Here is a 26,365-nt window from a genome sequence, read left to right on the forward strand (position 1 = left end):
GTTTGGAGATTTCCCGGTTTTAAACCACTACGAAGATAAAGAATATATCCGGCCAACTATACCCATTGCCGGGCTATTATCGGTTTTGCACCAACGGGATCGAGCAACAGGAACGTTCGTTGGCGGTTTGATGGTCGAAAACCATTACTCCGACTGAAAGAATTGAAGGAAATGGCGCTGGTAATGCTGGCTGAGCGGAAGGTTGTAGGTATCAATCGTTACTGCTTGTTCATTGAAGGTGTTGACCTGCCCGACATTAACGGCATAGGAGCCATGAATCTGCACAAACCGGCTGTAATTGAGTCGTTTCAGAACCGTTGACAGCGGAATCTGCAGGGCGTATTTTTTGCCAGACGTAATGAGCGTCGTGTAAATGTCTTCGGCGGCCAGAAACAGAATGTCGCGGAGGTTGACTTTGATGTAATGGGAACGCTCCTTCAGAAATACCTGACCATCGATTTGCAGAATGGTGCTCTGATGAATGTCTGGCGGACCGGATGAGGTGTCGTCGGAATCTTGGGGCGGTTCGGAGCGGGAGCGGGCAAAATGATGAATGGCCAGGTCAATGGCAACCCGCAGGTCCTTGAGGTTATACGGTTTGGTCATAAAAGCCGCCGGGTACGTTGCCTTGGCCCGTTGGATGGTTTCGTCGTCGGAATAAGCCGTGAGGTAAATAACCGGTACGGCTTTCTGGGTAGTGATTCGCCGGACCGTTTCGATTCCGTCAAAAGCGCCTTTGATGGAAATATCGCAAAGCAGCAGATCCACCTCATTTTTCTGAAAGAGATCGATGGCTTTCAGGCCGTTGTTGGCTGGCCCCGTTACGCAGTAGCCCGCATCTTCCAGTTGATCGCTCAAGGCCATCGCCAGAATGGCTTCGTCTTCCACAATCAGAATATTGACTTTCTTTTCCATCGCTCAAAAAGGCACTGTTAGTTTATTAAAACGGCGTTCGCTTCTTCGATCGGGATGTGAAGCCTGAAGTACGTTCCCTGACGGTTTTCCATGGAGTAGGTACCGCCGAGCTGATCGCACAGACCGCCGATGAGCCGTTTGCCGAACGATCCGCTCCGCCGGTTCCACTGGGCCAGGTCCAGGCCGGGGCCGTTGTCCTGCACTTCCAGGACCAATCCATCTTCATTGAGCAGGCGGATCTCCAGTAAGGGATGCTGGGTCAACCGATAGGCATATTTGAAAGAGTTTGTGAGCAATTCGTTCAGAATAAGAGCAATAGGGATGGCCAAGTCCAGGTTTACCTGTTCGAAGTCGCTATGGAACCGAAAGGTGAGCTTCCCATCGGAAAAACCGTAGGCCTGGGTCAGGCTCGTCGTTAACTCCTGAATGTAGGGGCCCATATCGATCGTGGCAATCTGGTCGGTTTTGTACAATCGCTGGTGAATCAGGGACATGACCTCGATCCGTTGTTGGCCCTCCTGAAAGGCTTTAACGGCTTGCTCGTCGGTCAGGCGACTGGATTGCAGGTGCAGCAGACTGGAGACAATACTAAGGTTATTTTTAACCCGGTGGTGAAGTTCTTTCATCACCAGCCGGAGTTGCTGTGCCTGTTGCTCGATTCGGGTTTTATCCTGCGCGAGTTCGTGCGTGCGGGCCACTACTTTCTGCTCCAGTTCGCTATTTTGATCTTTGATCAACTGCTCCGTCTGGTTCCGATACTCAATAAGCTTGTGGGCGATGGCCACCGAAAACAGAATAGCGTGGGCATCGGCGCTCATCAGAAGGAGGTTCTGGATGCTCCAGGAGTAAGTGATAAAACCGTAGATGTACAGCGACAGAAACAGAATCGCAATCACCGGCATTGAGTAGGCAATCAGAAAAAGTAGCGCCGGTTTGAACCCCCGGGCGTACAGCCGAAAACCCGTAATGAACAGAAAAGCTGCCGACAGCGGAGCCGCTTGCTGATAAAGGGCCGAGATGCCGGACAACCCCAGGCAAGCGGCCAGAAACGTGGTCAGGAAAAAAGCGAAACTGACCCGGAAACCGATCCGCATAAACCGATCGCCCTGCTGGCGAATTTTCAGAAAATAATACGCAAACGTATTGGAAAGCAGGGCTGTAATGATGGGTAAGCCAAAGAAAATGCGTTCGTTTACGGAGAACGGTATAAACGGAAAGGCTTCGTAAAAGTGGCCGGAATAAATGGTGAGCTGAACCCCCAGAAACAGCAGATACGCCGATAATCGTAAATAATCCATCTCCCGGGTAATGAAGTAAATAAGGAGCTGATAAAGAACAACCGCCAGAATAACCCCAAACAGAATGCCAGACAACGTATTTAGTTTGTGGGTACTCTGGAGCAGGGCGTATTCGGGGTAAATAAAGGCCGGAAAGGATCTCCGGTTGAACCGGCTGATCCGCATCAGATAGCTTTTCTGCTGGCCGGACGAGAGGTTCAGCCGCATGATGTCATCGTTGGTTGTCAGGTATTTTTCCGCTACCGAATATTTTGAGCCTCCCTTACCGATCAGCACGGCCTGCCCCTGGGTCCACTCGTACAACTGGACGCTGGCGAAACCCAGGATGGGCACAACGGCGTAGAGGTCCTGGTCGGTTTGATTGCGAACCGCGAAGCGAAACCAGTAGACGTTGCTGGTATCAACGTTCAATTCGATTTGGCGGTAATCGAAGGGCCGGAAAGACGCCCAGATCTCGCTCAATCCATCGGCCTCGACGGTTGACTGGACAAACTCACTGTGGGCGTCTACCTGATACGCCCGCTTGATGTCACTGACCACGATAGGCTGCGCGGCCCGGCCCTCAAAGAGCCAGAGTAGGATTAGCAGGCTGCTCAGCAACAGCTTCCGGGTTGGAGTTGAAAGCGGCATGACGGTGTTGAAGGATAACGTAAATCAGATCGAGCACGAAAACGGCCAGGGCCAGCAATTGCAGAAAATACAGGTTCGGGTATTTCAGCAAAACAAACATACTCATCGCGGCATTACCAATGAAACGGCACCAGCCAACGGCGGGCTGAAAAACGCTACCCGGCGGGTGTTGCAGAAAATGGTAAATAAACATCGCTTCCATAATGACCGTGATGACGTAGGCCGACGTGGCACCCATGCTGGTGTCGTAGCCTTCCCGGAAAAAAAAATAAAAAACCGGTATCCAGAACAGAAAAACCGCCCACTCGATCAGGGCGTGGTAGGGACGAACGATGGGACTGGAGAGTTGTTTGTAACCGTACCGGAGCAGCAGCACGAAAATCAGAATGTCCAGAAAAAACCAGCCGCGTAGCCCCCAGGAAAACAGTTTGCCCATGTCGGTGACGATCAGGAAGCTCCAGGCGAACTCCCAGGCAAAATTGGCGGAACCGGCCAGGCAGGGCATCTCAATGTAGCGGTACCGAAAGCCGTTGCGAATGATGAAGAAATAGGCCAGGTTCCAGAGCACCGTTCCAACCAGAACCAGGCTGATTTGCAAGGGCGTATAATCGCAGACGTTAATCCAGTCAGTGGGCGAAAAAGTACAGGGTGTTTTCATCGCGTTGGGTATAGGGTGTCAAATTCCGAAGCCCCTTCGGTTAAGTATTCGGGAAGGTAAAACTGAACGTTCTTGTGCTGATTGAACAGGGTCGTGAGCATTTGCAGGAAGTCAACCGACATTCGGCCGAGCATCCAGCGCAGGAAGGAGTGCTTCTTTTCGACGTGTTGAGCGCCGGAACTGAGTAATTTGATCAGGTCAGCCAATTCGTGTTCTTTGGCTAGTGGTTCGGCCGGAACGCCCAGCAAGTCGCCAATTTGGTCGGTGCAATAATACCGGATCAACGTCGGAATAGTGTCTTTGAACAAAACACCCACCTGGCTTTGCGCCTGCTGAATCAGGGCCGAGGTAAGTGCTTTGCCGGCGGTCGATTTGGCCTGTTGATGGCCTAAAATGGTGTAGCCCAGTTTCAGAGCACTCGGATAATCGGGCATCAGCAACGCCGGGTCCAGACCATTCCAGTGGCTAATGACGTTCCAGCAGTGGATGTACGCATCTTTTTGTTCGCGGCTGAGCTGAAAACCGCTCATTTCCAGTCCTTCAATGATGAGGGCGCTGAAGGCCAGCAGAGTGCCGCCCATGTCTTGCTGGTTGATGGGCGCGCCGTAGGTAGCGTGGTCCCAGCCCTGCTCGTTTAGGTAATGTCGGATGCAGGCATGAATCAGCCGAACTTTCTGCGCGGTGATGATGCCGCGGCCACCGGGTGCCAGGCCGCCCGGCTCCATGGCGAAAATAACAAACTGAGCGGTTTCCATCAGTCGCCGAACCAGATTGGGCTGCCCCTGGCGGGCCGTCATGAGTCCCGTTTCGTAGAGGACGCGGGCCCCATGAGCGCAGGCGTAGGTCATGGGGAGCGCACGAAACTGAAGCAGCATGGCAATGAGAATACCGTGCGTGGCAAATAGGTCCTGTGCGGTTTTGATGGCATCCGGATTTGCCCAGGTGGGCGGGTGGGCCGTTTCGCTCAGGTACTGGTAGATATGCTGGCCAACGACGCCCGGAAAAAGCTCCTTTTTGAGTTCGTAATTGCGCGTGAGTATGGGTAGAAGTTGGTTCACTGCCGGTATACCGTGGCGCTGGATCAGATCGGCAACCACATCATCGGCTAATGGATCCTGACGGAAACGGAACGCTTCCAGTTCATCAACGGTAAGGGGCATGGGTAATTAGAGGAAAGTTTTGTCTGACAAATATGAGCAATATTGCTCATATTTGTCAGACAAAGTCCATTCTTTTATTGGATCTGGATCGGATGAAGGATCGTTTTTGTAGCTTTTGCCTTAGAAAAAGTACGGGGGATAACCAGACAGTAGAAACCTAGGGTTTACCCTAATTTTCTAAAAATGGGGGTTTCCCCTATTTCAAAGCCTAATCGCTTTATCCTATTTTTGCTAAGCAATATTCAATTTGGTCGAAATAGTTAGATAAAAAGCCAAATCGTTAAATTTATAATACAATCGCGTTGTTACACCGAAGAGAACGGTTTTCCAACGGCAATCCCGGGTAAAGTAGAGAATTGATGATACGAGTACTGATTGCGGATGACCATAATGTATTTGTGGAGGGGATTGCAGCGCTGATTTCCGGTTCATCGGAAATTGAAGTAACGGCCCGGTGTTTTGATGGAACATCGGTGGTCGCGGAGTTGAGTCATACGCCAATTGATGTGGTTTTGCTGGACATTTCCTTTCCGGGAATTGAAGATGGCCTATCCTTGTGTGAACACATTACACGGGCTTACCCCAGAACCAGGGTTATTGCGCTAACGATGCACGATGACGCGAGCCTGATTAAACGCGTGGTGAAAAAAGGAGCCCGTGGCTATTTACTGAAAAATACCACCAAAGTGGAATTGTTGCAGGCTATTCGGACGGTACACGAAGAAAAACCGTACTTCAACGAAACCATCACGAATATTCTGCTGCACGACGAACCCCGCAAAAAGCCGGGGCAGGGAACGGGTATAAAGCCAAACCTGACGCCCCGCGAGTCGGAAGTATTGTCGCTGATTGCGCAGGGATTGACCACGCAGCAGATGGCTGCGCAGTTGTTCGTCAGTGCGAAAGCTATTGAGTTTCACCGGAGTAGCTTGCTGATGAAATTTGGTGTTGGCAATACGGCTTTGCTTATCAAAACGGCCATGGAGTTGCAGTGTATTGATTAATCTGGCTTTCGAAGTTTAGCAAACAATAATTTTATATCGCTAGCGGTTTTATAGATTTTGGTAGTGAAACGAATGCCTTGCTGGCCAATCTGATGCAATCATTTTTACGGAATAAGCGGTTTCAAAAAGGAACACTGAGCGCACTGCTGCTGGGATTGGCCGCTTTGTGGGCAGGGGCACAGGCCGCATCGGAATTGTCGCCCGTCGATAGCGTAAAAAATCAGATCAGACTGCTGACCCAGGATCAGGATTACGCAGAAGCCGCCAAAGCGTATGAGTATTTAGGTGAGTTATACAATCAGCAGTACGGTTACAACAAGTATTCATTGGATGCTTATTTTAACAGTATGAAGTATTCCCACCTGCGGGGGGATTCACTGGCCTACTACGGCATTCACATCAAGATTGGCGATTACTATTCGCAGGATCTGTTCATGCAGCCGTACGCCAGAAAGTACCTGAGCAAAGCGCTTCAGTATTTCCAGCGTAAGAAAAATGTGCCGAAGGTAATCGAATGCCGGCTGGCCTTCGCCAATCTGGCACAGAAGAAGGATCCATTTCCGAAAAACCTGATTACAGAATTGCGGGAAACCGAACGAATGAGTGCGCAGTACAAGCAGAAATATTCGCAGGCTTATGCCATGAACCTGCTGGCAAACACGTACTTACGCAACAAGCAGCCCGATTCGGCCCAGCATTTTGCCAGCCGGAGCCTGCTGATAGCGCAGCGGTTGAATACATCGTCTCTGAGTATAACGTCGTTGAATGCAAACTGGCTGATTGCGCTGAATTACTTTTACCTGGGATTGGTGGAGCAGTTCAAAGACCACCCCGACGAAGCCATTGCCGCCTACCAGAAAAGTTACCAGTTGGCGGAGATTGAGAAAAACATGGGAATGCTGAGGGAAGTATCCCGGCACACCGCCGATAGCTATTCCCACAAGGGAGACTATAAAAAGGCGTACGAAAGTGCCTTGAAGACGCTGGATTTTACAAATCAGTTTTATTACTCGGAACAAACGAAAAGCATCCGTTTGCAGGAGCTGGATAGCCAGGTCAAAACGCTGGCGGTAGAAAAAAAGCTGGTTGAAGAGCAAAATCGGCATCAGCATATGATCAATATCACGCTGGCAAGTGGTTTGATAATTAGTGTATTAGGTGTTTTTGCGCTCATTTTTGGACGGCGGCAGCAGAAATTAATCAATCATCAACAAACGGTTATTGCACAACAGCAGATTCGGGACCTGGAACTGAAATCGTTGCAGGCCATGATTGAAGGTCAGGAGAGCGAACGCAGCCGGATTGCCCGGGATCTGCACGACGGACTGGGTATTCAATTATCCCGAATCAAGCTGTTTGTGGAAGCGCACCAGGAACAGTTGCCTTTGTCGGTCAAGGAGCCGCTGAACCAGTTTTTGGATGAAGCCTGTACAGAAACTCGGTTGATATCCAGTGATTTACGTCCTTATGCATTATCGACTTTTGGGTTGATTCCGGCGCTGGAAGACTTGGTGCAAAAACTTAATCTGGTGAATGAAACGGCCCTGACGCTGGAGCACTACGGAGAAGTGCCGGACCTGGGTGACGAAGCGTCAGTGATGATCTACCGCGTGGTGCAGGAGTTGTTGAATAACGCCCTGAAACACGCGGACGCCCAAACCATCACGGTGCAGATGATGACCAATGACGAAGCCGTGCTGATTAGTGTGGATGACGACGGAAAAGGTGGTGATTTTGAAACCGATTCCCTGAAAGGAAACGGCATTGCCAACATCAAATCCCGGATTTCGTACCTCGGTGGGCAGGTGATGTGGCAGAGTGAACCGGGCAAGGGAACCTCGGTCATGATTTCGCTTCCTATGCAGAAATTAGTTCGTAACCCATCGATGCTGGTAGTCTGATAATCTTAAACCTTTACTTTTTTACCTGGCTATGCCGAACTGACTTTTCTGTTGACCTGACCGTTGTCTCCTTCGCCGGGAAGCTAATGCGCTGAAGGTCTTTTGAATTCACGAAAACCTTAATTTTTACGGAACGCTCTCAGGTGCTGACCTTTGGAGAGTTGCCCATTTTTTGTCCCTTTTTTTCAATAACTATGATAAAACATGTGCTTTCGGGGGTTTTGATCCTGAGTTACTGGACGGTGGTCCAGGCCCAGGTCCGAACCAATACCGTCACTGATCCGGCAAAAACTCCGGTCGTGATGGCGTCTCTGAAAAATGCGAACGTCGGAAAATCCGATGTAAATGCGCTCGTCAAAGGCGTGGTTTCCGACGACAAAGGCAATACACTTCCGGGTGCGACGGTGTCTGTTAAAGGGACTACGCAAGGTACAACTACGGATGCCGACGGTAAGTTTTCCATCAACGTGCCCGCTGGTTCCAATGTGTTGGTGATCTCGTTCATCGGGATGAAAACGCAGGAGGTCGAAGTCGGTACGCGGACCACCCTGAACATTACGTTGCTTTCCAACGATCAATCGCTGGATGAAGTGGTGGTGATTGGGTACGGTACGGCGAAGCGTTCGGATGTAACTTCGTCGATCACTACCATTAAAGCAACGGAATTGAAAGATATTCCGGCTGCTGGGGTAGACCAGTTACTTCAAGGTAAAGCCGCCGGGGTAACAGTAACCAGCAACGGTGGCCAGCCGGGCGGTGGGGTTTCGGTGAAAGTGCGCGGGGTAACTTCCATCAACAGCAACGACCCGTTGTTTGTGATTGACGGAGTGCCGTTTGTCAATGGTAACACGTCGAACAGTACCGGTTATGCTGGTCTGGGCGGGGGCGACGGCCAAACCGGAAACAGCGTGATGGCCATGCTGAACCCGAACGATATCGAGTCCATCGACGTATTGAAAGATGCTTCAGCCCAGGCGATTTACGGTTCGCAGGCAGCCAACGGGGTCATTCTGGTGACAACGAAAAAAGGGAAGCAGGGCGAAGGCAAGATCAACTATGAAATGTATACCGGGGTTTCGGAAGTAGCCCGGCGGCTGGACCTGATGGATTTGCGGGATTTTGCCCGCTACCAGAACGAAGTACTGCCGATCATTGGTAACCCTGTCGCTGACGAATTCAAAAATCCGGATTTACTGGGCCGCGGAACCGACTGGCAGGACGCTATGTTTCAGCGCGGAGCCATCAACAACCACCAATTGAGCTTTTCGGGTGGAAAAGACAAAACAACGTACTACCTGTCTCTGAACTACTTTGATAACAAAGGGATTCTGCTGGGGTCTAATTTCAAGCGGTACTCGAGCCGGTTTAGCCTGGATACACAACTGAAAAGCTGGGCCAAAGTGGGGCTGAGCGCCAACGTGTCACGCAGCATCCAGGATGTGTCGCTGGCCGATGCCGCCGAAGGAACGATCTGGTGGGGGGCTGTAACCAGCCCGCTGGTGCCGGTGAAAAACCTCGACGGTTCCTGGGGGGGCGGCCAAACCGTCGGTGGAGTACAATACAGCAACGCCAACCTGGTGGGTAACAGCCAGTACCGGGGTAATACCAAAACCTCGAACAACGTTTTTGGTAGTGTGTATGCCGAGCTGCAACTGATGAAAGACCTGTCGTTGCGCAATGAAGTTTCGTATTCGCTGGGGCAGGACAACAATATCGCGTTTCAGCGAGCTGGTAATGTGGGTGGTACATCTTTCCGGAGCAAACTGATCGATTCCCGCTCGGATAGCTACTACTGGTCGCTGACCAACTACCTGAATTACAACAAGTATGTGGGCAAGCACGGTATTCAGGCTACGCTGGGGCACCAGGCGCAAAACTCCTATTACCAGTCGATTTCGGGCACCAAGGTCGATTTGCAGGCCAACATTTTTGACCTTAACACCGGTAGCTCCGACCAGACAACCTGGGGATTGAGCGGAGGCAAAGGCCACTGGGCAATGGAATCCTGGTTTGCCCGCGCCAACTATACCTATGATGATCGGTATTCGCTTTCGGCCAGTTTCCGCGCCGATGGTTCGTCAAACTTTGGTCCGAACAACCGCTGGGGCTACTTCCCGGGTGTGTCGGCGGGCTGGACGGTTTCGAACGAGAAATTCATGAAAGGAAGCGTTGCGAATGTGCTGAGTTATATGAAAGTACGGGCTGGTTACGGAACGGTAGGGAACCAGAACTTCCCCAGCGGTGCACCTAACCCGGCTTACGTGGGTGCAGTTCAGTTCTTCTCAGGACCGGTGGGCTTCGGCTCGTCCAACATGATCAACGGTATTCCGAACCCGAACCTGAAATGGGAATCGGTCCGGACCACCAATGCCGGGGTTGACCTGGGTTTCCTGAACGGACGCATCGACGCCACGATCGACGTGTACAAGAAAGTTACCTCCGACATGATCATCTTCCTGACTGGTCCGAACCTGATCGGGGTGGGCGACCAGTGGGATGACCTGAAAGCTCCGCTGGGCAACGCCGGTCAGATGACCAACACCGGTGTGGACATTGGCATCACAACGACCAACATCAAGAAAGGGGATTTCACCTGGAAAACCAACGCGGTATTCACGCACTTCAAGAACACCTACGACCGGGCGGCCAGTGCAGCTTCGGCGCTGGATGGGAAAGTATATTACAATAACTACCTGATTACGCATACAACGCCCGGCAACCCGGTAGGTTCTTTCTGGGGACTGGTCACCGACGGTTTGTTCCGTACGCAGGCCGAACTGGACCAAAGCCTGCCGCAGTTTGGTTACAAGGTGAACCAGAACGAAACCTGGCTGGGTGATATTCGCTACAAGGATATCAACGGCGACGGGAAAATTGACGCGCAGGACCTGACGTTCATTGGAAGTCCGCTGCCGAAATTTACCTGGGGTTTGACCAACTCGCTGAACTACAAAGATTTTGACTTCTCGTTGTTTTTGCAGGGAAGCCAGGGAGGGAAAGCTTACAACTTCCTGCGCTGGCAGTTGGAAGGGCTGAACAACGCCTGGTCAAACCAGATGCGGACCGTTACCGATCGCTACACGGAAACCAATCCCAATGGTTCGCTGCCCCGGTTTACGACCACCAACAAAAACAACACGGCCATGTCGGATCGCTACGTGGAAGATGCTTCGTACTGGCGGATTCAGAACATCACGCTGGGTTATCGGGTACCAAGAACGATCCTGAACAAGGTGAAAATGTCGAACCTGCGGATTTACGGCTCGATTCAGAACCTGAAAACCTTCACGAAGTACTCAGGCTACGATCCGGAGATCGGTGCTTTCAACAACAGCATCAAGCTCATGAACGTTGATATGGGTCACTATCCAAACCCACGGACGTTTACGATTGGCGCGAATGTTCAATTTTAAGTAATCGGTCTACGGTTTTCCGTTTACAGTGGCTGACGCACGAATTCCTAGAGGTGGTCACAAACCGTATACCGAAAACCGAATACCGTAAATCTCAAAAAATCATGAAATTAAAACCCCTATATGCCCTGGCAATTTCGGCGATGATGCTGTCTTCCTGCAAAGAAGATTTCATCGAGCGCCCCTCCCTGTCGGGCACCACAACTGGTAACTATTACAACAACGCCGAGGAGGTTCGGGGCGCAACCAGTACGCTCTACAGCGGTTTGCCCTGGCGGAATTACGAAAGCCGGGCGCAGGATGCCATCGGGGATGTGATGTCCGGTAACATGTTTACCTACACCGATGTGGATTACCTGAACTTTACGGTTTCGTCGGCTTCCGAGCGGATTGGCGCTTCCTGGGGCGCGTTTTACAAAATCATTGGTTACGCCAACGTGCTGATCAAAACCTTCGAGGAGAAGAAAGCCGCCGGCGGTGGCGCAGCCTACCTCGACCCAGCGATTGCGGAGTGCCATTTCATTCGCGGAACCTTGTATTTCTACATCGCCCGCACCTGGGGCCATGCGCCCATCATCACCGATCCAGGAGCCACGGCTCTGTCCGGGAATTTCAACATTCCGCGTTACCTGCAAAAAGACGTAATGCGGTTTGCGCTCGAAGAACTGCAAATGGCCGAAGCCGGATTGCCGGAGTCGGATGTGCCGGGCCGGTTGACGAAATACTCGGCGAAGGGCATGATGGCAAAGTTGTATCTCTACAACAAAGAGTATGCAAACGCCAAAGCGAAGGCCGAAGAAGTAATCAATTCCGGCAAATACAGCCTCGTGGCCGATTACAACGGCATGTTCACCAAAATGAGCATGAACAACAACCCCGAATCGCTCTTTTCGATCCAGCACCAGCTGGCGCAGGACCCTTGGGGAACCGGTAACATCAAAAACCCGGATCGCGGAGCCAGCGCCCTGCGGACCGCCGAAGCCGATGCCTGGGAAATGTACGTGCCATCGCTGGATATGCTGAAAGAATATGAATTTGGCGATCGGCGTCGGCAATGGTCAGTGATGGAACATGGCTGGACCAAACCGGAATGGAAACCGCAACGTGTGAACGCTCCGAAATACAACGCGTTCATGGCCAACGGCTTTAAATACGATACCCTGCAACCAACGGAAGATGGTGGTAGCCTGAGCCCGACGCGTTCCAACATCACCAAATACTTCGCCGGTCCCGGCAAGAGTTTTGGGGGGGATGCGGTTTTAGGCCAGAACTCGGGCAACAACGTGGTGTTGCTGCGCTACGCCGACATTCTGCTGATTTACGCCGAAGCCACCCTGGCTGGGGCTGCTTCAACCAATGACCCGAAGGCGCTTCAGGCGGTGAATGCCGTTCGGGCACGGGCGGGACTTGCTCCCCGAACTTCGCTGACGCTGGATCAGATTCTGCACGAACGCCGGGTGGAGTTTGCCTTCGAGGGTGACTACTGGTACGACATTCAACGTCAGGGATTTGCAAAAGCCAAGGCAATTATTGAGAAACAGAACCGTGGTTCGGTCGGAAATCCTACGTACATCACCAACTTCACCGAAGACAAGATGTATCTGCCGATTCCGGCGGGTGAAATTGTGCAGGATCCTGAGTTGGCCAAAGATCCGGTGCCGTATTACAACTAGACAATAGAGATAAGACAAGAGAAGAAAGTGAGTCGAAAGTCTCTACTCTCTTGTCTCATTTCTTACCTCTTAAACGAAGCAACAAAATGAAATTCAATAGATTCAACCAAATAGCGGGCTTGTCACTGGCGGTTTTGATGACCGGATTGGTGATGACTTCCTGCGAAAAAGATAGCGACGGGCGACCGGAATACAAGCCGGGCAACCCGGTGGCAAGCGCCATTGCACCCGACTCCGCAGCGGGAGGAACCGTAGTTACACTCACCGGAACCGGCCTGGGCGATATGCGTACGATTGTTTTCGCGAAAGACAGTGTACCCGCTGGGTTTCAGCCCACGCTGAACACCGACCAGGCGCTGATTTTCCGGGTGCCGGACGACGTGGTCGGTGGGGTACAAAACATCACGTTTACCAACAGCGAAGGCCGGTCGGTGTCGGTGCCGTTCCGGGTGCTGGCTTATCCGACGGTTTCGGAGGTTTCGAACTACAACTTCAAGAAAGATTCGGAAATTACAATCACCGGTAACAACCTGGACGATGTGGTTTCGGTGAAGCTGACCGGCACGTCGGACGTGGTGACGGTGGTGTCCAAGGAGAAACGGAAACTGGTGGTGAAAATGCCCGCAACGACGGTCAACCGGGCAACCCTCGATATCACGAATGGGACGGGTCTGCTCCGGACGACCCAGGAGTTGGTGAACGTCGATAAAGCCTACCAGATTTTCACGGATGCTTACGGAACCGGCTTTGCCGACGGTTCCTGGGGCGATGCCGGTGCAATTTCGACGAAGGAATTCAAGTCGGGAACGGCTTCGGTTGGTAAAACCTACCAGAAAGGCAACTGGCACCTGATCGCTTTTGCCAACTGGTCGACCTCGGCTATTTCGTATTCGGCGGATTATACCTACGTATCGGGCTGGATCAAAGGGGCTTCGGCAGATTACACGCTGTATTTGACCACCGACGCCAGTAAAGCCGGTTTTGGAAACTTTGACGACAAAAACAAAATCGACGTAAAAGCGGGTGTCTGGAACTACTTCAAGCTCAAGATTTCTGACATCGATTTCTGGACGGCGGGCAAGAAACTCTCGCAGGTTGGCTTCCGGATTCAGGGGCCTGATAAACAAGACGAGACGTTCTATTTCGACGATATCGTACTGATCAAGTAATTCCTTTTTACACGTGTAAAGAGCAAAGGAGGCAGGGTAACACTTGCCTCTTTTGGTGTCTGGATAGTCTTATGGAGCTTCTTTTCTGGAACAACCGCCTGGACAGATTCAAGGTACGTCGACGGCTGTTTCCTTTCTTTCTACTGGGTTTACTGGGGTGCGCGTCGGCTCCCAAATCAACCCCCAATCCAATCCCTACAGAACCCAAAACCGTTCAGGTCGAAGCCGAAACCGGCACGATGATCGGCCTTCAAACGTCCACGGCAATAGCCGGTTTTTCGGGAACGGGTTACGTGACGGGCTTCGATGAAGCCACCGACAAACTTACGCTCATGGTTAACGCCCCTGCGGGTTTGTATGAAGTATGGGTCGGCTACTCGTCTCCTACTGGCGACAAAGGGGTGGATTTTCAGGTAAACGATGAAAAGGGAAGCGGTACACTCCGGCAAACCAGTTCCGGGTTTAGTTCGGCAAAGCTGGGAATGTTCCGTCTACAGAACGGACAGAATACCGTAGCCTTTTTTCGGGGTTGGGGCCATTTTTACATCGATTATGTGCGGCTGACTCCGGCGACGGTTCTTCCACCGGCCAAACCGCCCAGAACCCTCATCGATACCCGCGCAACGGCTTCAACCCGCGCCCTATTTTCGTACCTGATCGATCAATACGGCTCCAAAGTACTTTCAGGGCAGCAGGACGATGTGGAATATATTCTGGAAAAAACCGGTAAGGAACCCGCCATTGGGTCGTTCGATCTGATGGAGTATTCTCCTAGCCGGGTGCAGCGTGGCGTTATGCCTCAACGTTCCAGCGAAGCCTGCATTGCCTGGGCGAAAAAAGGAGAGGGGCGCGGTATTGTCAGCCTGCTCTGGCACTGGAACGCGCCGATGGATCTGATCGACGAAGAACCCGATAAGCTCTGGTGGAGCGGTTTTTATACCCGGGCTACTACCTTCGACCTGGCAGCGGTTTTAGCCGATAAACCGGGCGAACGGTACCAGTTGCTGCTCCGTGATATCGACGTAATTGCCGGTGAACTGAAGAAATTCCAGACCGCCGACGTACCCGTGCTCTGGCGACCGTTGCACGAAACACCCGGCAGCTGGTTCTGGTGGGGGGCCAAAGGACCGGAACCTTTCAAGGAACTTTGGCGACTGCTGTACGACCGGCTGACGAATCACCACCAGCTGCACAACCTGATCTGGGTGTATGCCGGAACCGATTCGATTCATCCCGATTGGTACCCCGGCGATTCGTATGTTGATATGGTGGGGCTTGATATTTACACCGACGCAACGGCCAGCCTGAGCGGCAACTGGAGCAATACCCAGGCGCTTTTCAATGGAAAAAAAATGGTGGCGCTAACAGAAACGGGGAATTTGCTCGACCCGGTCAAAAGGCGTGACCTGGGCATCTGGTGGTCGTGGTTTTCGGTTTGGACGGGTGATGACCATATCAAAAAACAGCCTGTTGAGAAACTGAAAGCCGTTTATACCGACAAGGATGTAATCACCCGCGATGAGCTGCCCGACTGGCGTTCGTGGACCGGAAACGGAGGTACGGTTTCATCCCATCGGTGAAACCGTACCAACCTAGTTATTTTTTAGCCTGTTTGACCGGTTCATTGGTGCGCAGAAAGGCCACCAGGTCAATAATTTCGCTTTCCGTCAAGCCATCGAGCAAGCCGGTGGGCATCATAGAGTTGGGCGTCACCTCGCGGGACTGAATCTCGGATTTGTTTAGCACCACGGGGTCTTGCCCGACCACCCGCAGCGTAACCTGACGTTCATTTTCGCCGGCAACATTACCCGTGTAAGTTCGCCCGTTGCGCGTGGTAATGACCACCATTTTATAATCGTCCTGAATCTCTCCACTCGGGTCCAGAATATTGCTGAGCAGGTAATCCAGGTTGGTCCGGTTGGACCCCGTAATATCCGGCCCGATAATGCCGCCTTCACCGTACATCTTGTGGCACGGTCCGCAGGTACGCTGGAAAACCAGCCGGCCTTTGGTGGTGTTGGCCGCCAGCAACGCCCGGTCGGAAAGCAATTTCTGATACCGGTTATACGCTTTCTCATCGATGCCGTTTTGCTCAATTGGCCCCCAGACTTCCACAAAACCGCTGCCGACGACGCGCAGGAGTTGCCGGGCTGCGTAGGTTGGTACGTCTCGTTTCGGAATGAGGTTATTTTTCAGCGCCTGCGTCAATTGCCAGCCGTATTTCGGGCGTGAGGACATGGTCTGAACGACCTGCAATTTGTCGGCCGGGCTAAATGTTGAATAGCGTTTCAGCAGCAACTCGCCCAACGATTCCTGGTCGTAACCGGCAATGGCCCGAATGGCTTCGGTGCGCAAATTTGGTTCGTTCAATAAGGCAGGAAATTCCGTCCGTAGTTCCGGGCGTTGCCGACTGGCGATGGCTTTCAGGGCCTTTTGCCGCTGGTCGAGGGGTGCCTTCGTGTTTTTTAGCGTCACCATGGCCTGCCGGGCGGTTTCGGTATCGCCAAATTGCCCAGCCACCTGGTGGGCAAGCGAAGCGGTTTTTGGGTTGACTTTTAATTGGGCGTATACGGTTTTCCAGTTGGCGGGGGCTGTCAAATCCGAGCGGCCTTCCAGTCCGTCGCGCATTCCTTCCAACAGGCTGATCTGGTTTTTGGAGGATTTGCCGAGGGCCGTGATGAGGGTCGATGTTTGGTCGGCATCCACCGTTCGGCGGGCGACAAACCGGGCCAGCATCGGAATTTCGCAACGGGCCGTCAGCGCCAGTGCGCGTTCAGGATTTTGTTTGACAAGCGGCTCAAAACCGTACCAGATCATTTTCGGCAGGTTGTGATCTCCTTTATCCTCACCGTGCTGTATCAGCTCACCGGCGATTTTCCAGGCTGTTTCGGTGTTGACCCGCTGGAGGGCCGACGCCAGGTAGAGCCGCACCACCGCCGATTGATCCTCGCGGGCCATTTTTACAAATTTTTCCTGGGCCGCCGAAGATGCCGAACGGTCTTCGCACAACAACTGAACGGCCCAGGCCCGGATATACGGATCGTTGTCGTCCAGGGCTTTCACGAGTTCTGGTTCTTTAAAACCGCCGGTGATGTGCAGTGCCCACAAGGCCCGCAGCCGGTAATCAGCGTTTGCATTTGTTTCGAAAAGTTGCCGGAGCTGCGCGTGGATCGGGCCGTTCAGCTTGCCTTTGGTAGCCCGGTTTTGCAGGATGATCCGGGCGCGCCGGGCGTGCCAGTCGCTTTTTGACGTTTGCAGGCTGACCAGTTGGGCGTCGTTCATTTTGTTCAAATCCGAATACCGCCCGGTCCAGTTCTCGGCCAGCGAGTTTTTGGGCATAACCCGGAAAATACGTCCGGTTTCGCCGTTCAGAACTTCCTTGCCGCAAATATCGGCGTCGTGCCAGTCCAGTACATAAAGGCCGCCATCCGGACCGATTTCTACGCTAAAACCGACCCACTGCGCGTTATTAGCCTGCAAAAAGTCGTCGCCGTGGTGCCCGACGTACCCCGACCCTTTGGGCTCCAGAATATCCGATAAGATGGCGTGTTCGTGAATATTCGCCATGAAAAGCCGCCCTTGTTCGGAAGAGGGAAAGGCATCAGACTGGTACACCCGTGCTCCGCCGTGGGCCGAGCGGTGGCTGTGGTCGGCGATGGTTTTAATGTCTTCGTAGACGTACGGATTGAAGTGCTGCCCACCCTGCCGGTGGTAAATACCGCCCGGAATCACATGCCAGAGGTGCGGAATGACGCAGGCCGTCATCACGAGTTGCCCCTTGGCGTTGTAATCGATGCCCCACGGATTGCTGAAACCGTGTGCAACCACTTCAAACCGGTCTTTGATCGGATGATACCGCCAGACACCCCCGTTGATGTCAGTGCCTTCGCCCTGCAATATGTCTTCGGGAAATGGGTCGTTATGTTTGTACAGTTTGCCTTTTCCGTTCGGTTTGCGCACTTTCGACGGCGTGGCAAAACCCTGCAATCCGTAGAGCCAGCCATCGGGCCCCCAGTGTAGGCTATTCAGCGTTTCGTGCCGGTCGCGAATGCCCCAGCCCGTCAGCCGGACTTCAATGTCCTTCACGTCAGCTTTGTCGTCGCCGTTGCGATCCGGCACAAAGAGCAGGTTGGGCGGTGCGCCCAGAAACAATCCGTCAAAGCCCACGGCCATCGCAGCCGGAAACGGAATGCTGTCGAGAAAGACCTTCTGGCTGTCGGCCACGCCGTCGTGGTTGGTATCTTCCAGAATCAGAATCCGGCTGTTACCGGCTTTGGAAAAACCGTGTCCGCGCGACTCGTAATCCCGGTTTTCGGCCACCCACAACCGCCCGCGGTCGTCCCAGCAAAAGGCCATCGGCTGCGTTATCATGGGTTCTGAAGCCCAGGCGTTTACCTGGTACCCATCCTTGATGGTCATGCTTTTAACGGCTTCTTCGGGCGTCAGGAATTTGGCTTCCAAGCCTTCTTTCTGGGCCAGCCCCCAAAGCGTCGACGTATTGTACATCGAGGTATTGCCGCTGAATTCGCTCCAGTTTTGGGTCAGTTTAAGGTCATTCAGTTCGCCGGTATAGACTACCAATTGATGGCGAATGACTTCGGTATCGCCTTTTTCAATTTTCCAGTCGCCGTTCCGAGCCCGGGCCGGGCCAATACCCATCTGATCGTCTACACGCCAGGTTTGCGGATAGCCTTTGTTGTCCGGGTGGTCGAAAATGGCGATATGGGCCAGATCATTACGGCCTTCCACCTGCATACCAACATCCACCCACATGGCACGCTGGCCTTCCGCTTTTTCGTTCCGCTGTCGAGCTGCATTTACAACCTCGCCTTTAATGCCTTTGTGCCAGGGCATCCGCAGGAACAAACCGCCGTAGTTATACTTGCCGATGGTAACTTCGGTATTAGCTTTACCTTTCCATTCCAGGTCCAGCAGGAATTTACCGTCTTTTTCGCGCATCGACCAGTTCTGGGTTTCGGTCAAAACCGCTGTGCCTTTCTCATCCAGCAAGTCGTAAACCGTCTGCCATTTTACTTCGTTACCGGTGGCCTGAACAACGCTGGCCGAAACCCGGCGCCAGTAATCACCTTCCGGATGGTGGAAGTAATCCCGGCCATTGACCCGCGTAAAGCCCCAGTACAACCCCGTCTGGTGTTTATGGTGGCCGGGACTGTATTCGGTCAGCACGCCCTTGCCGTCGGGGGCTGTGATGGGGTGTATATAGGGGCGAAAATCTGGTTTTGCGTTCTGAACCAGAATTGGCGTTTTGCCGCCAACGCGAAAGACGGACAGGGTACCGGTTTTGGGGTCGTGTCGGAGTTGTAGTTTTTGGGCCGCGCCGGGTGGTTCGCCCGGAAGGGTATAGGCCGAGTACAGAAAAATACTGCCGAAGCCCAGTACGAACAGGCTAAGAAAGAGGGAAACGAATCTCATATCGGTTCAGGAGGTCATACCAGTTTTGTACTAAAGTGCCGACGGTAATCACAACTACTTACGGCAAAGAGAGGAAATATCCATAGGGAAGGCGGAGATTAAAAAAGCCCGACAATGTTAAAATAGGACCCAACTACGAAAGTATTTCTGGAAATAGTTAGGTTTAAGGAAATTTTTTATTGGAATCGTACGGTTTTAATTCCTACATTAGCTACTTAATAAAATAGTTATCTCTATTCATTGAAAATTACTCAAAAACCAGTTCATGCGGATTCGAAAACTACCCATTCGGTTAGACCAGGACGCTGAAAAGGAGATTGCCCGGCGGTTAAAAACCGGCGATGAAGCTGCTTTTGAGGAAATCTTCTACCGGTATTACAAACACCTCTACGCCATTGGCATTAAATTCCTGAAAAATGCTGACCTGGCAGAAGATGCCGTTCAGGAAATCTTCCTGAAACTCTGGGATCATCGCGAAATGCTTAACGAGGCTTACGCGATCAAGAACTTTCTCTCGATTTCCATGAAAAACCATGTTCTGAACGTGATCCGTGATCACCACCAGGACATCTGGGAGTACCTTTCCTACGAGGTAGAAGAACACCGGGGCGAAGACACCACCAGCAACATGTTTCAGTGGCAGGAATACGGCGAAATTCTGGAAAAAGGAATGCAGGGGCTCACACCACAACGCGAGAAAGTATTTCGTTTGCGCGTCTTCAACGGCCTGAACAATGAAGAGGTCGCCAGTCAGCTATCGGTTTCGGTTAATACCGTCAAAGTGCAGTTTTCCCAGGCCACCAAGTTTATAAAAGAATACCTGAACAAACACGCCGATCTGGAGGGCATTCTCCCTTTCTTCCTTTATTTTCTGCTCTCGTAATATTTTTTCTTACTTCAGTAATACCGGCTGCTTCGAATTGTGTATCTATTTAGGAATGAATAGACCTATTCCTACTATCTATTGATGAATCCAGATCTTCTACAGAAGTACGTGCGCAACGAATGCACGCCTGAAGAAGCCCAAGCGGTTTTATTGCATCTGGCGTCTGCCGATGGCCAGCGCCAGCTGCAACAACTGCTTGATGTCGATCTCAAGGACTTAAACGACTTTCCGCTCAATGCGACGGAACGGCAGGATGCCCAACGGCTTTTCAGCCGCATCAGGGCCGCTAAAAAAGCGAGTCCGGATGTTCCGGTCCGACCGTTGAGATCCCCCTGGCGCTGGATGGTTGCCGCCAGCATTGGCGTGCTACTGCTGGCCGCAGGAAGCTTCTTTTTTTACCGGCAGCTTGTTACGCCCGAAGTCATTACCCAGCAAACCGATTTCGGCGAAACCCGCCGGGTGGTCTTGCCCGACCAATCGGTCGTGACCCTGAATGGTAACACCTCGATTCGCTACCTGAAAGACTGGCAAACCGATACGCCCCGTGAGGTTTGGGTGGAAGGTGAAGCGTTTTTCGAGGTTGTGCACACCAAAAATCACCAGCGGTTTCGGGTGCACTTGCCCGCCAAAATGAATGTAGAAGTATTGGGGACACGCTTCAATGTGTACACCCGGCAAACGAAAACGAAAGTAGTGCTCAACGAGGGTCGAATTCAGATGCAGGTTGCGGATCAATTGAACAATCACCTCGTAATGCAGCCGGGTGAAATGTTTTACGCCGATACGCAGACGAAAGCTTTTTACAAGAAACGGGTGAACGTACACACCCAATCGTCCTGGCGCACCAACAAACTGGTTTTTGAAGGAACCACTCTGGCCGAAATCGCCGAGTTGCTGAAAGATACCTACGGCCTGGAAGTGGAAATTCACGACCGCGATTTGCAACGCCAGAAAGTAACGGGAACCGTTCCCGGTAAAAATGCGGATACGATTTTAAAGGGCCTTTCTGGCCTGTTTGATCTGAAAATTACCCGTAATGCCAACCATATTGTAATTGAATAACCTCTATAGCATGAAAAAAATAGTATTGTTTCTGTGGGGCTTGCTCCTGGTTGGTACCTTGCCGACCCATGCTCAGATGATTGCCTCGAATGCCCACCCGATCAGGCAGCAGCCCAAGAGTTCGGGCGCACCGCTTGTTACGCTTCGGACGGCTCTGTCGGAATTGGAAAAGCAATACCGGGTATCCTTTATCTACCGGACCGATCTGGTTGATACGAAAGTTGTATTGAACAGCTACCGGGAGCGAACCGTGGAAGAAGCGCTGTCGAACCTGTTGACCGATAAGGGGTTGACGTTTGAAAAGATTCAGGCTAACTTCTACGTCATTTTGGCCAGCAAGGAAAAAGGCAGTCGTCTTTTCCGGAAGGTCAGTCAGATTGAAAGGAAAGCTTTCGAGCCACAGATGGGCGATGAGCCGGTTACGTCTGCGGATATCAACATTATGCGACTGGAACGAATCGGGTATACAACGCTATCGGCGGATCGTTTACTGGAAGACGTTCGGGGTAAGGTGACCGACGCCAACGGTGAAGGGTTACCGGGGGTTAGCGTGGTGATCAAAGGAACAACGCGGGGCACGACCACCAACGGTGAAGGCGAGTTTACGCTCAACGTTCCTGCCAATTCAACCCTGGTTTTCAGTTTTGTGGGGTATGCTTCCAAGGAAGTTGCGGTGAACAATCGGACTGTCGTTAACGTATCGCTGGTGCAGGACGAACGCGCGCTGGAAGAGGTTGTTGTAGTGGGGTACGGAACGCAGAAACGGGCGTCGGTAACCGGAGCTGTTTCATCGGTTACACCCAAGGATCTGACGGCATTGCCGGTGATCAGTGCCGAATCAGCGATGCAGGGCCGGGTTCCGGGGGTGCGGGTGGTCAACAATGGCAGCCCGGGTCAGGCACCGATTGTCCGGATTCGGGGAATTGGCTCCATCAACTACGCATCGGGACCGCTGTACGTAATTGACGGCGTTCCGTCGGGCGATCTGAACAACCTCGATCCCAAAGACATTGAGTCGCTGGAAGTATTGAAAGACGCCAGTGCGGCCGCGATTTACGGATCGCGCGCTTCGAACGGGGTGGTCATCATCTCGACGAAAAAAGGCTCGAAAGACGGCAAACTGCATGTCAACCTGGATACGTATTTTGGAACGCAGAGTGCCTGGCGAAAACTGGATCTGCTCAATACGCAGGAATATATTCAGTACGCAACGGCTTTGCTGGGAAATGCCGGTATTGCCATGCCCGCCCGGCTGAGCAATCTGAATACGCCGATTTACGAGGGCGCTTCGCAGACATTTGCCCAAACCGAGACCAACTGGCAGGATGTTATGTTCCGGACTGCGCCGATTCAGCAGCACCAGATTTCGGTATCGGGTGGTAACAACGTGTCGCGCTTTTTTGCGTCGGCTGGTTATTTTGATCAGGAAGGGATTCTGATCGGAACGAACTACAAACGAGGCAACGTCCGGCTGAACTCAGATCATCAAATCAATAAATTCCTGTCGTTTGGGCAGACCTTGATGATTTCGTACGACAAATCGCGTACCGAGCAGGGCTTTGGCGGAGGACGGACAGCGGTGATGCAGGCCATTCGCAACCTGCCTTACTGGCCGGTTTCGGACCCGACGAAAGTGGGTGGTTACAGCTCCCCAACAGCTGCCGACGGGACAGATCCCGACAACCCGGTTCGGCTTGCCCTGCAGGATCAAAGCTACAACCAGCGGATCAAATTGCTGGGAACCCTGTTTGCTGAAATCAAATTCACGGATTTTCTGAAATACCGGTTTAGCTTCGGGGCGGACGTGGTGACCAACATTGCTCAAAACATCTATCCGATTTATAACGATGGATACAAGAGCCGTCTGCAAGCTGACCTTCAGGACAACCGGTCGTCTTTTTACTCGCCTATCCTGACCAATCAATTAACATTTGATAAGACGTTTGGCAAGCATTATATCAATGCCACGGCGGTGGTGGAGAAACAAAGCTTTCGCAGCTCAAGTCTGAATGGAAACGGTTTTCGGCCCAACAATGACATCTACGTGTTGCAGGGTATCTCGAATCCCGGTGTCACGAGCAGTCTGGAAGAAAGCAGCCTGATTTCGTACATCGGACGGGTCAACTACGAATTTGCCGGGAAATACCTCATCAGTGGATCGGTGCGCCGGGATGGGTCATCGCGGTTTGCGCCGGGCAACAAGTGGGGAACCTTCCCATCGGCTTCGTTGGGCTGGCGGGTCAGTGAAGAGGAATTCCTGAAGGCGGTGCCGTCGATCTCCGAGCTGAAAATCCGGGCCAGCTACGGGCAGACTGGGTTCAACGGAATCGGAAATTACGCCTGGCAGTCGCTAGTGTCGGCCGACAACACCAATTATGTTTTCGGTGCCAACCGGGTATTAGGCTCGTATTTCGGTGCCCTGGGAAACACCGCCCTGAAATGGGAGACAACCACGATGACCAACTTAGGGGTTGACCTGGGCCTTTTCAGCAACAAGCTGACGTTCACCGGCGAAGTCTACAACCGGCAAACCGACGGGTTACTCCTGAACGTTCCCATTCCGAACTCCATCGGGTATTCGTCGTCGCCCCTGGCCAACATTGGCAGCATGAAAAACTGGGGCTATGAGTTTCAGGTGGGTTACAGCCAGAACGAAAGTGATTTCCGCTGGAATGTATCCGCAAACATGGACATTACCCGCAACCGGGTGCTGAGTCTGGCAACTCCCAGCGCGGCCATTTACTCGGGCCGGAACGACGATTTTGGCGGAGGGGATATTACCAAAACCGAAGCGGGACATCCCATTCAGTCATTCTACGGTTATTTGGTGGAGGGAATTTACCAATCGGTGGATGAGGTGTATAACTCACCGCTGCCCCAATCCCGGCCCGAAAACCGTGAGGCTCATGACCCAACCAAAAACACCTCTGCGGGTGACATCAAGTTCAAAGACATTAATGGGGATGGGAAAATCGACGCCAGCGACCGGGTTTACCTCGGCAGCTACATTCCCAAGTTTAGCTACGGGGTCAATTTTGGGGCGAATTACAAAGGCTTCGACCTGACGCTTTATCTACAGGGTGTTTACGGAAACAAAATCTATAACGGTACGAAAGTAATTGAGCAGGGCATGTTGCGGTTGTTCAACGCCGGGAAGGATGCGCTCGATGCCTGGACACCAACCAACACGAATACGGATGTTCCGCGGGCAATTAGCGGGGATCCGAATAATAACAGCCGGACGTCCGATCGTTTTATCGAAAGTGGCTCGTACATGCGGATAAAAAACCTGAGCATCGGCTATACCATTCCGGCTAGTGTGCTGAGCCGGTTGACAGTCAATACGTTAACTAAAGCTCGTATTTATGTATCGTCGCAAAACCTGTTGACTTTTACGAAGTACACCGGTCTTGATCCGGAAATTGGCGTGAACGGAACGGCGGGCGATGCCAGCAAATTGCTGACCAACGGGATCGACTACGGACAGTATCCACAGCCGCGCACGTTGCTGATCGGCCTGAACATAGGCTTTTGATTCGAACCGATGACTATTTTGCTGAACCGTATTAACGAAGATTTCATATGAAAAATAAATTTCTTTTATCCGGTGTACTCTTCCTGGGCCTCATGGTGGGATGCCAGGAGAGTGATCTGGACAAACTGAATCCCAACGGCGTAACCGTCGATAATTTCTATAAAAATGGAGCGGAATTGTCGAGTGCCGTCAATGCCGTCTATGCGCTGGCGAAATCCAATGCCCTCACTTCGCGGGAGTGGTTTTTTCTGCATGATCTGCGAAGTGATGATGTATCGTCTGGGGGCGGACAGCTCGAAACTGCCCGTAATCAGTTGTTGATTGGAAGCTATTCGACGGATAATGGCGTAGCAAACGCCGTCTGGGCGGGCTTTTACCGGCTGATTCACCGGGCCAATGCCACACTTGATCTGTCCGAAAAGGTCGCGGATATTCCGGCGGCCGAGAAAGCTCGTCTGCTGGGCGAAGCCCGTTTTCTGCGGGCCTGGGCCTACTTCGATCTCGTTACGGTATGGGGCGGGGTTCCTTTGTACAAAAACTACGTAACCACGGTGGAAGGTTCGTTGCCGCGTTCGCCCGAAAAAGAGGTGTACGATTTCATCATCGCGGATCTGAAAGCCGCTCAGGAAGCGTTGCCGACAACTTACAATGCCGACAACCTGGGCCGGGCCACGAAAGGGGCTGCCCAGATGCTGCTGGCGCGGGTGTACCTGCAACAGGCGGATTACACCAATGCCAAAACCGAGCTGCAAAAAATCATTACCTCGGGGGTCTACAGTCTGGTGGACGAGTATTCGGACAACTTCCTGGAGGAAACGGAATTCAATAAGGAATCGATCTGGGAAATCAACTTCTTCCCGGCGGGTGGGAACTACAACTGGGATGCGGACGGGAACGGCGCAACGGCTGGCACCGAAACCGTGCGCACGCAGGAGTACTCGGCCATTGGCTGGCGGAACGTTATTCCTTCCAATAGCCTGCTGAACGAATTCGAAAAAACCGCTACGGGCCGCGATCCCCGGTTTGCAAAATCGTTTTATGTGACGGGTGATAAATACAATAACGACAAAAACACCCTGACGGATGCCGCTCAGAACGGAAACTCATCGGTGGTGGATGGACAAACCCTGCGGGTCAGCTGGCGGAAATTTTCGCTGATGTACAAAACCGATCAGTCGTATCTGACGGGTGGAATTAACCAGCGGATTATGCGTTACGCCGAAACGTTGCTGGCGATGGCCGAGGTGGAAAACGAGCTGGGCAACACGGCCGAAGCGGTCAAATACCTCAATCAGGTCCGGGCGCGGAAGAGCGTCAACATGCCGCCTTATCCGACGGCGGCTTACCCCGTTAGCACGAAAGATCAGGTGTTTAATGCCATCGTGCACGAACGGCGTGTGGAACTGGGCGGGGAGCAGATTCGTAACCGCGACATCCTGCGCTGGCGCAAAGCGAACAAACTGAAAACGGAGCCGTTTACGTACTTCCAGAAAGGCCGACACGAGTTGTTGCCCATTCCGCAGCAGGAAATAGATAACAATCCGAAAATCGAACAGGCCGACCAGAATCCCGGCTATTGATCGGCGGAATCAGTTGTGACAGTCCGAAGCGAGGAACGATGGTGAAAA

General features: G+C 52.4%; 15 protein-coding genes. 10 read left to right on the forward strand and 5 right to left on the reverse strand.

Annotated elements, in window-relative coordinates:
- Positions 1–144 precede the first annotated feature (144 nt).
- The 4 genes from ACYVH9_RS05360 to ACYVH9_RS05375 are packed head-to-tail and all read right to left on the reverse strand — an operon-like array spanning position 145 to position 4,661.
- Positions 145–915, reverse strand: coding sequence for a response regulator (locus ACYVH9_RS05360; RefSeq protein ID WP_460635266.1), 771 nt, complete (start codon positions 913–915; stop codon positions 145–147).
- Between the two features lie 17 nt (positions 916–932).
- The gene (locus ACYVH9_RS05365) at positions 933–2,843 is read right to left on the reverse strand and encodes a histidine kinase dimerization/phosphoacceptor domain -containing protein (RefSeq protein WP_460635267.1); all 1,911 of its coding nucleotides are present in this window, start codon (positions 2,841–2,843) and stop codon (positions 933–935) included.
- Positions 2,776–3,501, reverse strand: coding sequence for a transmembrane-type terpene cyclase (locus tag ACYVH9_RS05370; RefSeq protein ID WP_460635268.1), 726 nt, complete (start codon positions 3,499–3,501; stop codon positions 2,776–2,778). The genes ACYVH9_RS05365 and ACYVH9_RS05370 overlap by 68 nt, the downstream gene beginning before the upstream one ends.
- On the reverse strand, positions 3,498–4,661 hold the full coding sequence (locus ACYVH9_RS05375; protein WP_460635269.1) for an oxygenase MpaB family protein: 1,164 nt from the start codon (positions 4,659–4,661) through the stop codon (positions 3,498–3,500). Before ACYVH9_RS05375 ends, ACYVH9_RS05370 begins: the two co-directional genes overlap by 4 nt.
- Before the next feature lie 359 nt (positions 4,662–5,020).
- Here ACYVH9_RS05375 and ACYVH9_RS05380 point away from each other — a divergent pair, with 359 nt between their 5' ends.
- The 6 genes from ACYVH9_RS05380 to ACYVH9_RS05405 all read left to right on the forward strand — a co-directional run bounded on the left by ACYVH9_RS05380 (position 5,021) and on the right by ACYVH9_RS05405 (position 15,401).
- Positions 5,021–5,665, forward strand: coding sequence for a response regulator transcription factor (locus tag ACYVH9_RS05380; protein ID WP_460635270.1), 645 nt, complete (start codon positions 5,021–5,023; stop codon positions 5,663–5,665).
- Between the two features lie 92 nt (positions 5,666–5,757).
- Positions 5,758–7,566, forward strand: coding sequence for an ATP-binding protein (locus ACYVH9_RS05385; protein WP_460635271.1), 1,809 nt, complete (start codon positions 5,758–5,760; stop codon positions 7,564–7,566).
- 194 nt (positions 7,567–7,760) lie between these two features.
- Positions 7,761–10,979 (forward strand): SusC/RagA family TonB-linked outer membrane protein, encoded by a 3,219-nt coding sequence (locus tag ACYVH9_RS05390; protein WP_460635272.1) that lies wholly within the window; start codon positions 7,761–7,763, stop codon positions 10,977–10,979.
- 104 nt (positions 10,980–11,083) lie between these two features.
- A complete protein-coding gene (locus ACYVH9_RS05395; RefSeq protein WP_460635273.1) occupies positions 11,084–12,652 on the forward strand; it encodes a RagB/SusD family nutrient uptake outer membrane protein in 1,569 nt (522 codons plus the stop codon).
- Positions 12,653–12,738: 86 nt separating this feature from the next.
- Positions 12,739–13,821: an IPT/TIG domain-containing protein gene (locus ACYVH9_RS05400; RefSeq protein ID WP_460635274.1), complete on the forward strand. Its 1,083-nt coding sequence runs from the start codon at positions 12,739–12,741 to the stop codon at positions 13,819–13,821.
- A gap of 71 nt (positions 13,822–13,892) precedes the next feature.
- On the forward strand, positions 13,893–15,401 hold the full coding sequence (locus ACYVH9_RS05405) for a glycosyl hydrolase (RefSeq protein ID WP_460635275.1): 1,509 nt from the start codon (positions 13,893–13,895) through the stop codon (positions 15,399–15,401).
- Positions 15,402–15,417: 16 nt separating this feature from the next.
- Here ACYVH9_RS05405 and ACYVH9_RS05410 read toward each other — a convergent pair whose 3' ends face one another.
- Positions 15,418–19,254: a PVC-type heme-binding CxxCH protein gene (locus tag ACYVH9_RS05410; RefSeq protein WP_460635276.1), complete on the reverse strand. Its 3,837-nt coding sequence runs from the start codon at positions 19,252–19,254 to the stop codon at positions 15,418–15,420.
- A 265-nt stretch (positions 19,255–19,519) separates the two neighbouring features.
- Here ACYVH9_RS05410 and ACYVH9_RS05415 point away from each other — a divergent pair, with 265 nt between their 5' ends.
- From ACYVH9_RS05415 to ACYVH9_RS05430, 4 genes are all read left to right on the forward strand, one after another.
- On the forward strand, positions 19,520–20,137 hold the full coding sequence (locus ACYVH9_RS05415; RefSeq protein WP_460635277.1) for an RNA polymerase sigma-70 factor: 618 nt from the start codon (positions 19,520–19,522) through the stop codon (positions 20,135–20,137).
- 84 nt (positions 20,138–20,221) lie between these two features.
- Complete coding sequence (locus ACYVH9_RS05420; protein ID WP_460635278.1) at positions 20,222–21,202, forward strand: FecR domain-containing protein; 981 nt, start codon at positions 20,222–20,224, stop codon at positions 21,200–21,202.
- Between the two features lie 10 nt (positions 21,203–21,212).
- Positions 21,213–24,737, forward strand: coding sequence for a SusC/RagA family TonB-linked outer membrane protein (locus ACYVH9_RS05425; protein WP_460635279.1), 3,525 nt, complete (start codon positions 21,213–21,215; stop codon positions 24,735–24,737).
- A 47-nt stretch (positions 24,738–24,784) separates the two neighbouring features.
- A complete protein-coding gene (locus ACYVH9_RS05430; RefSeq protein ID WP_460635280.1) occupies positions 24,785–26,317 on the forward strand; it encodes a RagB/SusD family nutrient uptake outer membrane protein in 1,533 nt (510 codons plus the stop codon).
- The last annotated feature ends 48 nt before the right edge of the window (positions 26,318–26,365 follow it).

It is taken from the genome of Larkinella harenae, from assembly GCF_054780515.1.

Bases quoted from the DNA above. Each gene is read 5' to 3' on its own strand.
- ACYVH9_RS05360 (WP_460635266.1), bottom strand. From the start codon at position 915: ATGGAAAAGAAAGTCAATATTCTGATTGTGGAAGACGAAGCCATTCTG.
- ACYVH9_RS05365 (WP_460635267.1), bottom strand. From the start codon at position 2,843: ATGCCGCTTTCAACTCCAACCCGGAAGCTGTTGCTGAGCAGCCTGCTA.
- ACYVH9_RS05370 (WP_460635268.1), bottom strand. From the start codon at position 3,501: ATGAAAACACCCTGTACTTTTTCGCCCACTGACTGGATTAACGTCTGC.
- ACYVH9_RS05375 (WP_460635269.1), bottom strand. From the start codon at position 4,661: ATGCCCCTTACCGTTGATGAACTGGAAGCGTTCCGTTTCCGTCAGGAT.
- ACYVH9_RS05380 (WP_460635270.1), top strand. From the start codon at position 5,021: ATGATACGAGTACTGATTGCGGATGACCATAATGTATTTGTGGAGGGG.
- ACYVH9_RS05385 (WP_460635271.1), top strand. From the start codon at position 5,758: ATGCAATCATTTTTACGGAATAAGCGGTTTCAAAAAGGAACACTGAGC.
- ACYVH9_RS05390 (WP_460635272.1), top strand. From the start codon at position 7,761: ATGATAAAACATGTGCTTTCGGGGGTTTTGATCCTGAGTTACTGGACG.
- ACYVH9_RS05395 (WP_460635273.1), top strand. From the start codon at position 11,084: ATGAAATTAAAACCCCTATATGCCCTGGCAATTTCGGCGATGATGCTG.
- ACYVH9_RS05400 (WP_460635274.1), top strand. From the start codon at position 12,739: ATGAAATTCAATAGATTCAACCAAATAGCGGGCTTGTCACTGGCGGTT.
- ACYVH9_RS05405 (WP_460635275.1), top strand. From the start codon at position 13,893: ATGGAGCTTCTTTTCTGGAACAACCGCCTGGACAGATTCAAGGTACGT.
- ACYVH9_RS05410 (WP_460635276.1), bottom strand. From the start codon at position 19,254: ATGAGATTCGTTTCCCTCTTTCTTAGCCTGTTCGTACTGGGCTTCGGC.
- ACYVH9_RS05415 (WP_460635277.1), top strand. From the start codon at position 19,520: ATGCGGATTCGAAAACTACCCATTCGGTTAGACCAGGACGCTGAAAAG.
- ACYVH9_RS05420 (WP_460635278.1), top strand. From the start codon at position 20,222: ATGAATCCAGATCTTCTACAGAAGTACGTGCGCAACGAATGCACGCCT.
- ACYVH9_RS05425 (WP_460635279.1), top strand. From the start codon at position 21,213: ATGAAAAAAATAGTATTGTTTCTGTGGGGCTTGCTCCTGGTTGGTACC.
- ACYVH9_RS05430 (WP_460635280.1), top strand. From the start codon at position 24,785: ATGAAAAATAAATTTCTTTTATCCGGTGTACTCTTCCTGGGCCTCATG.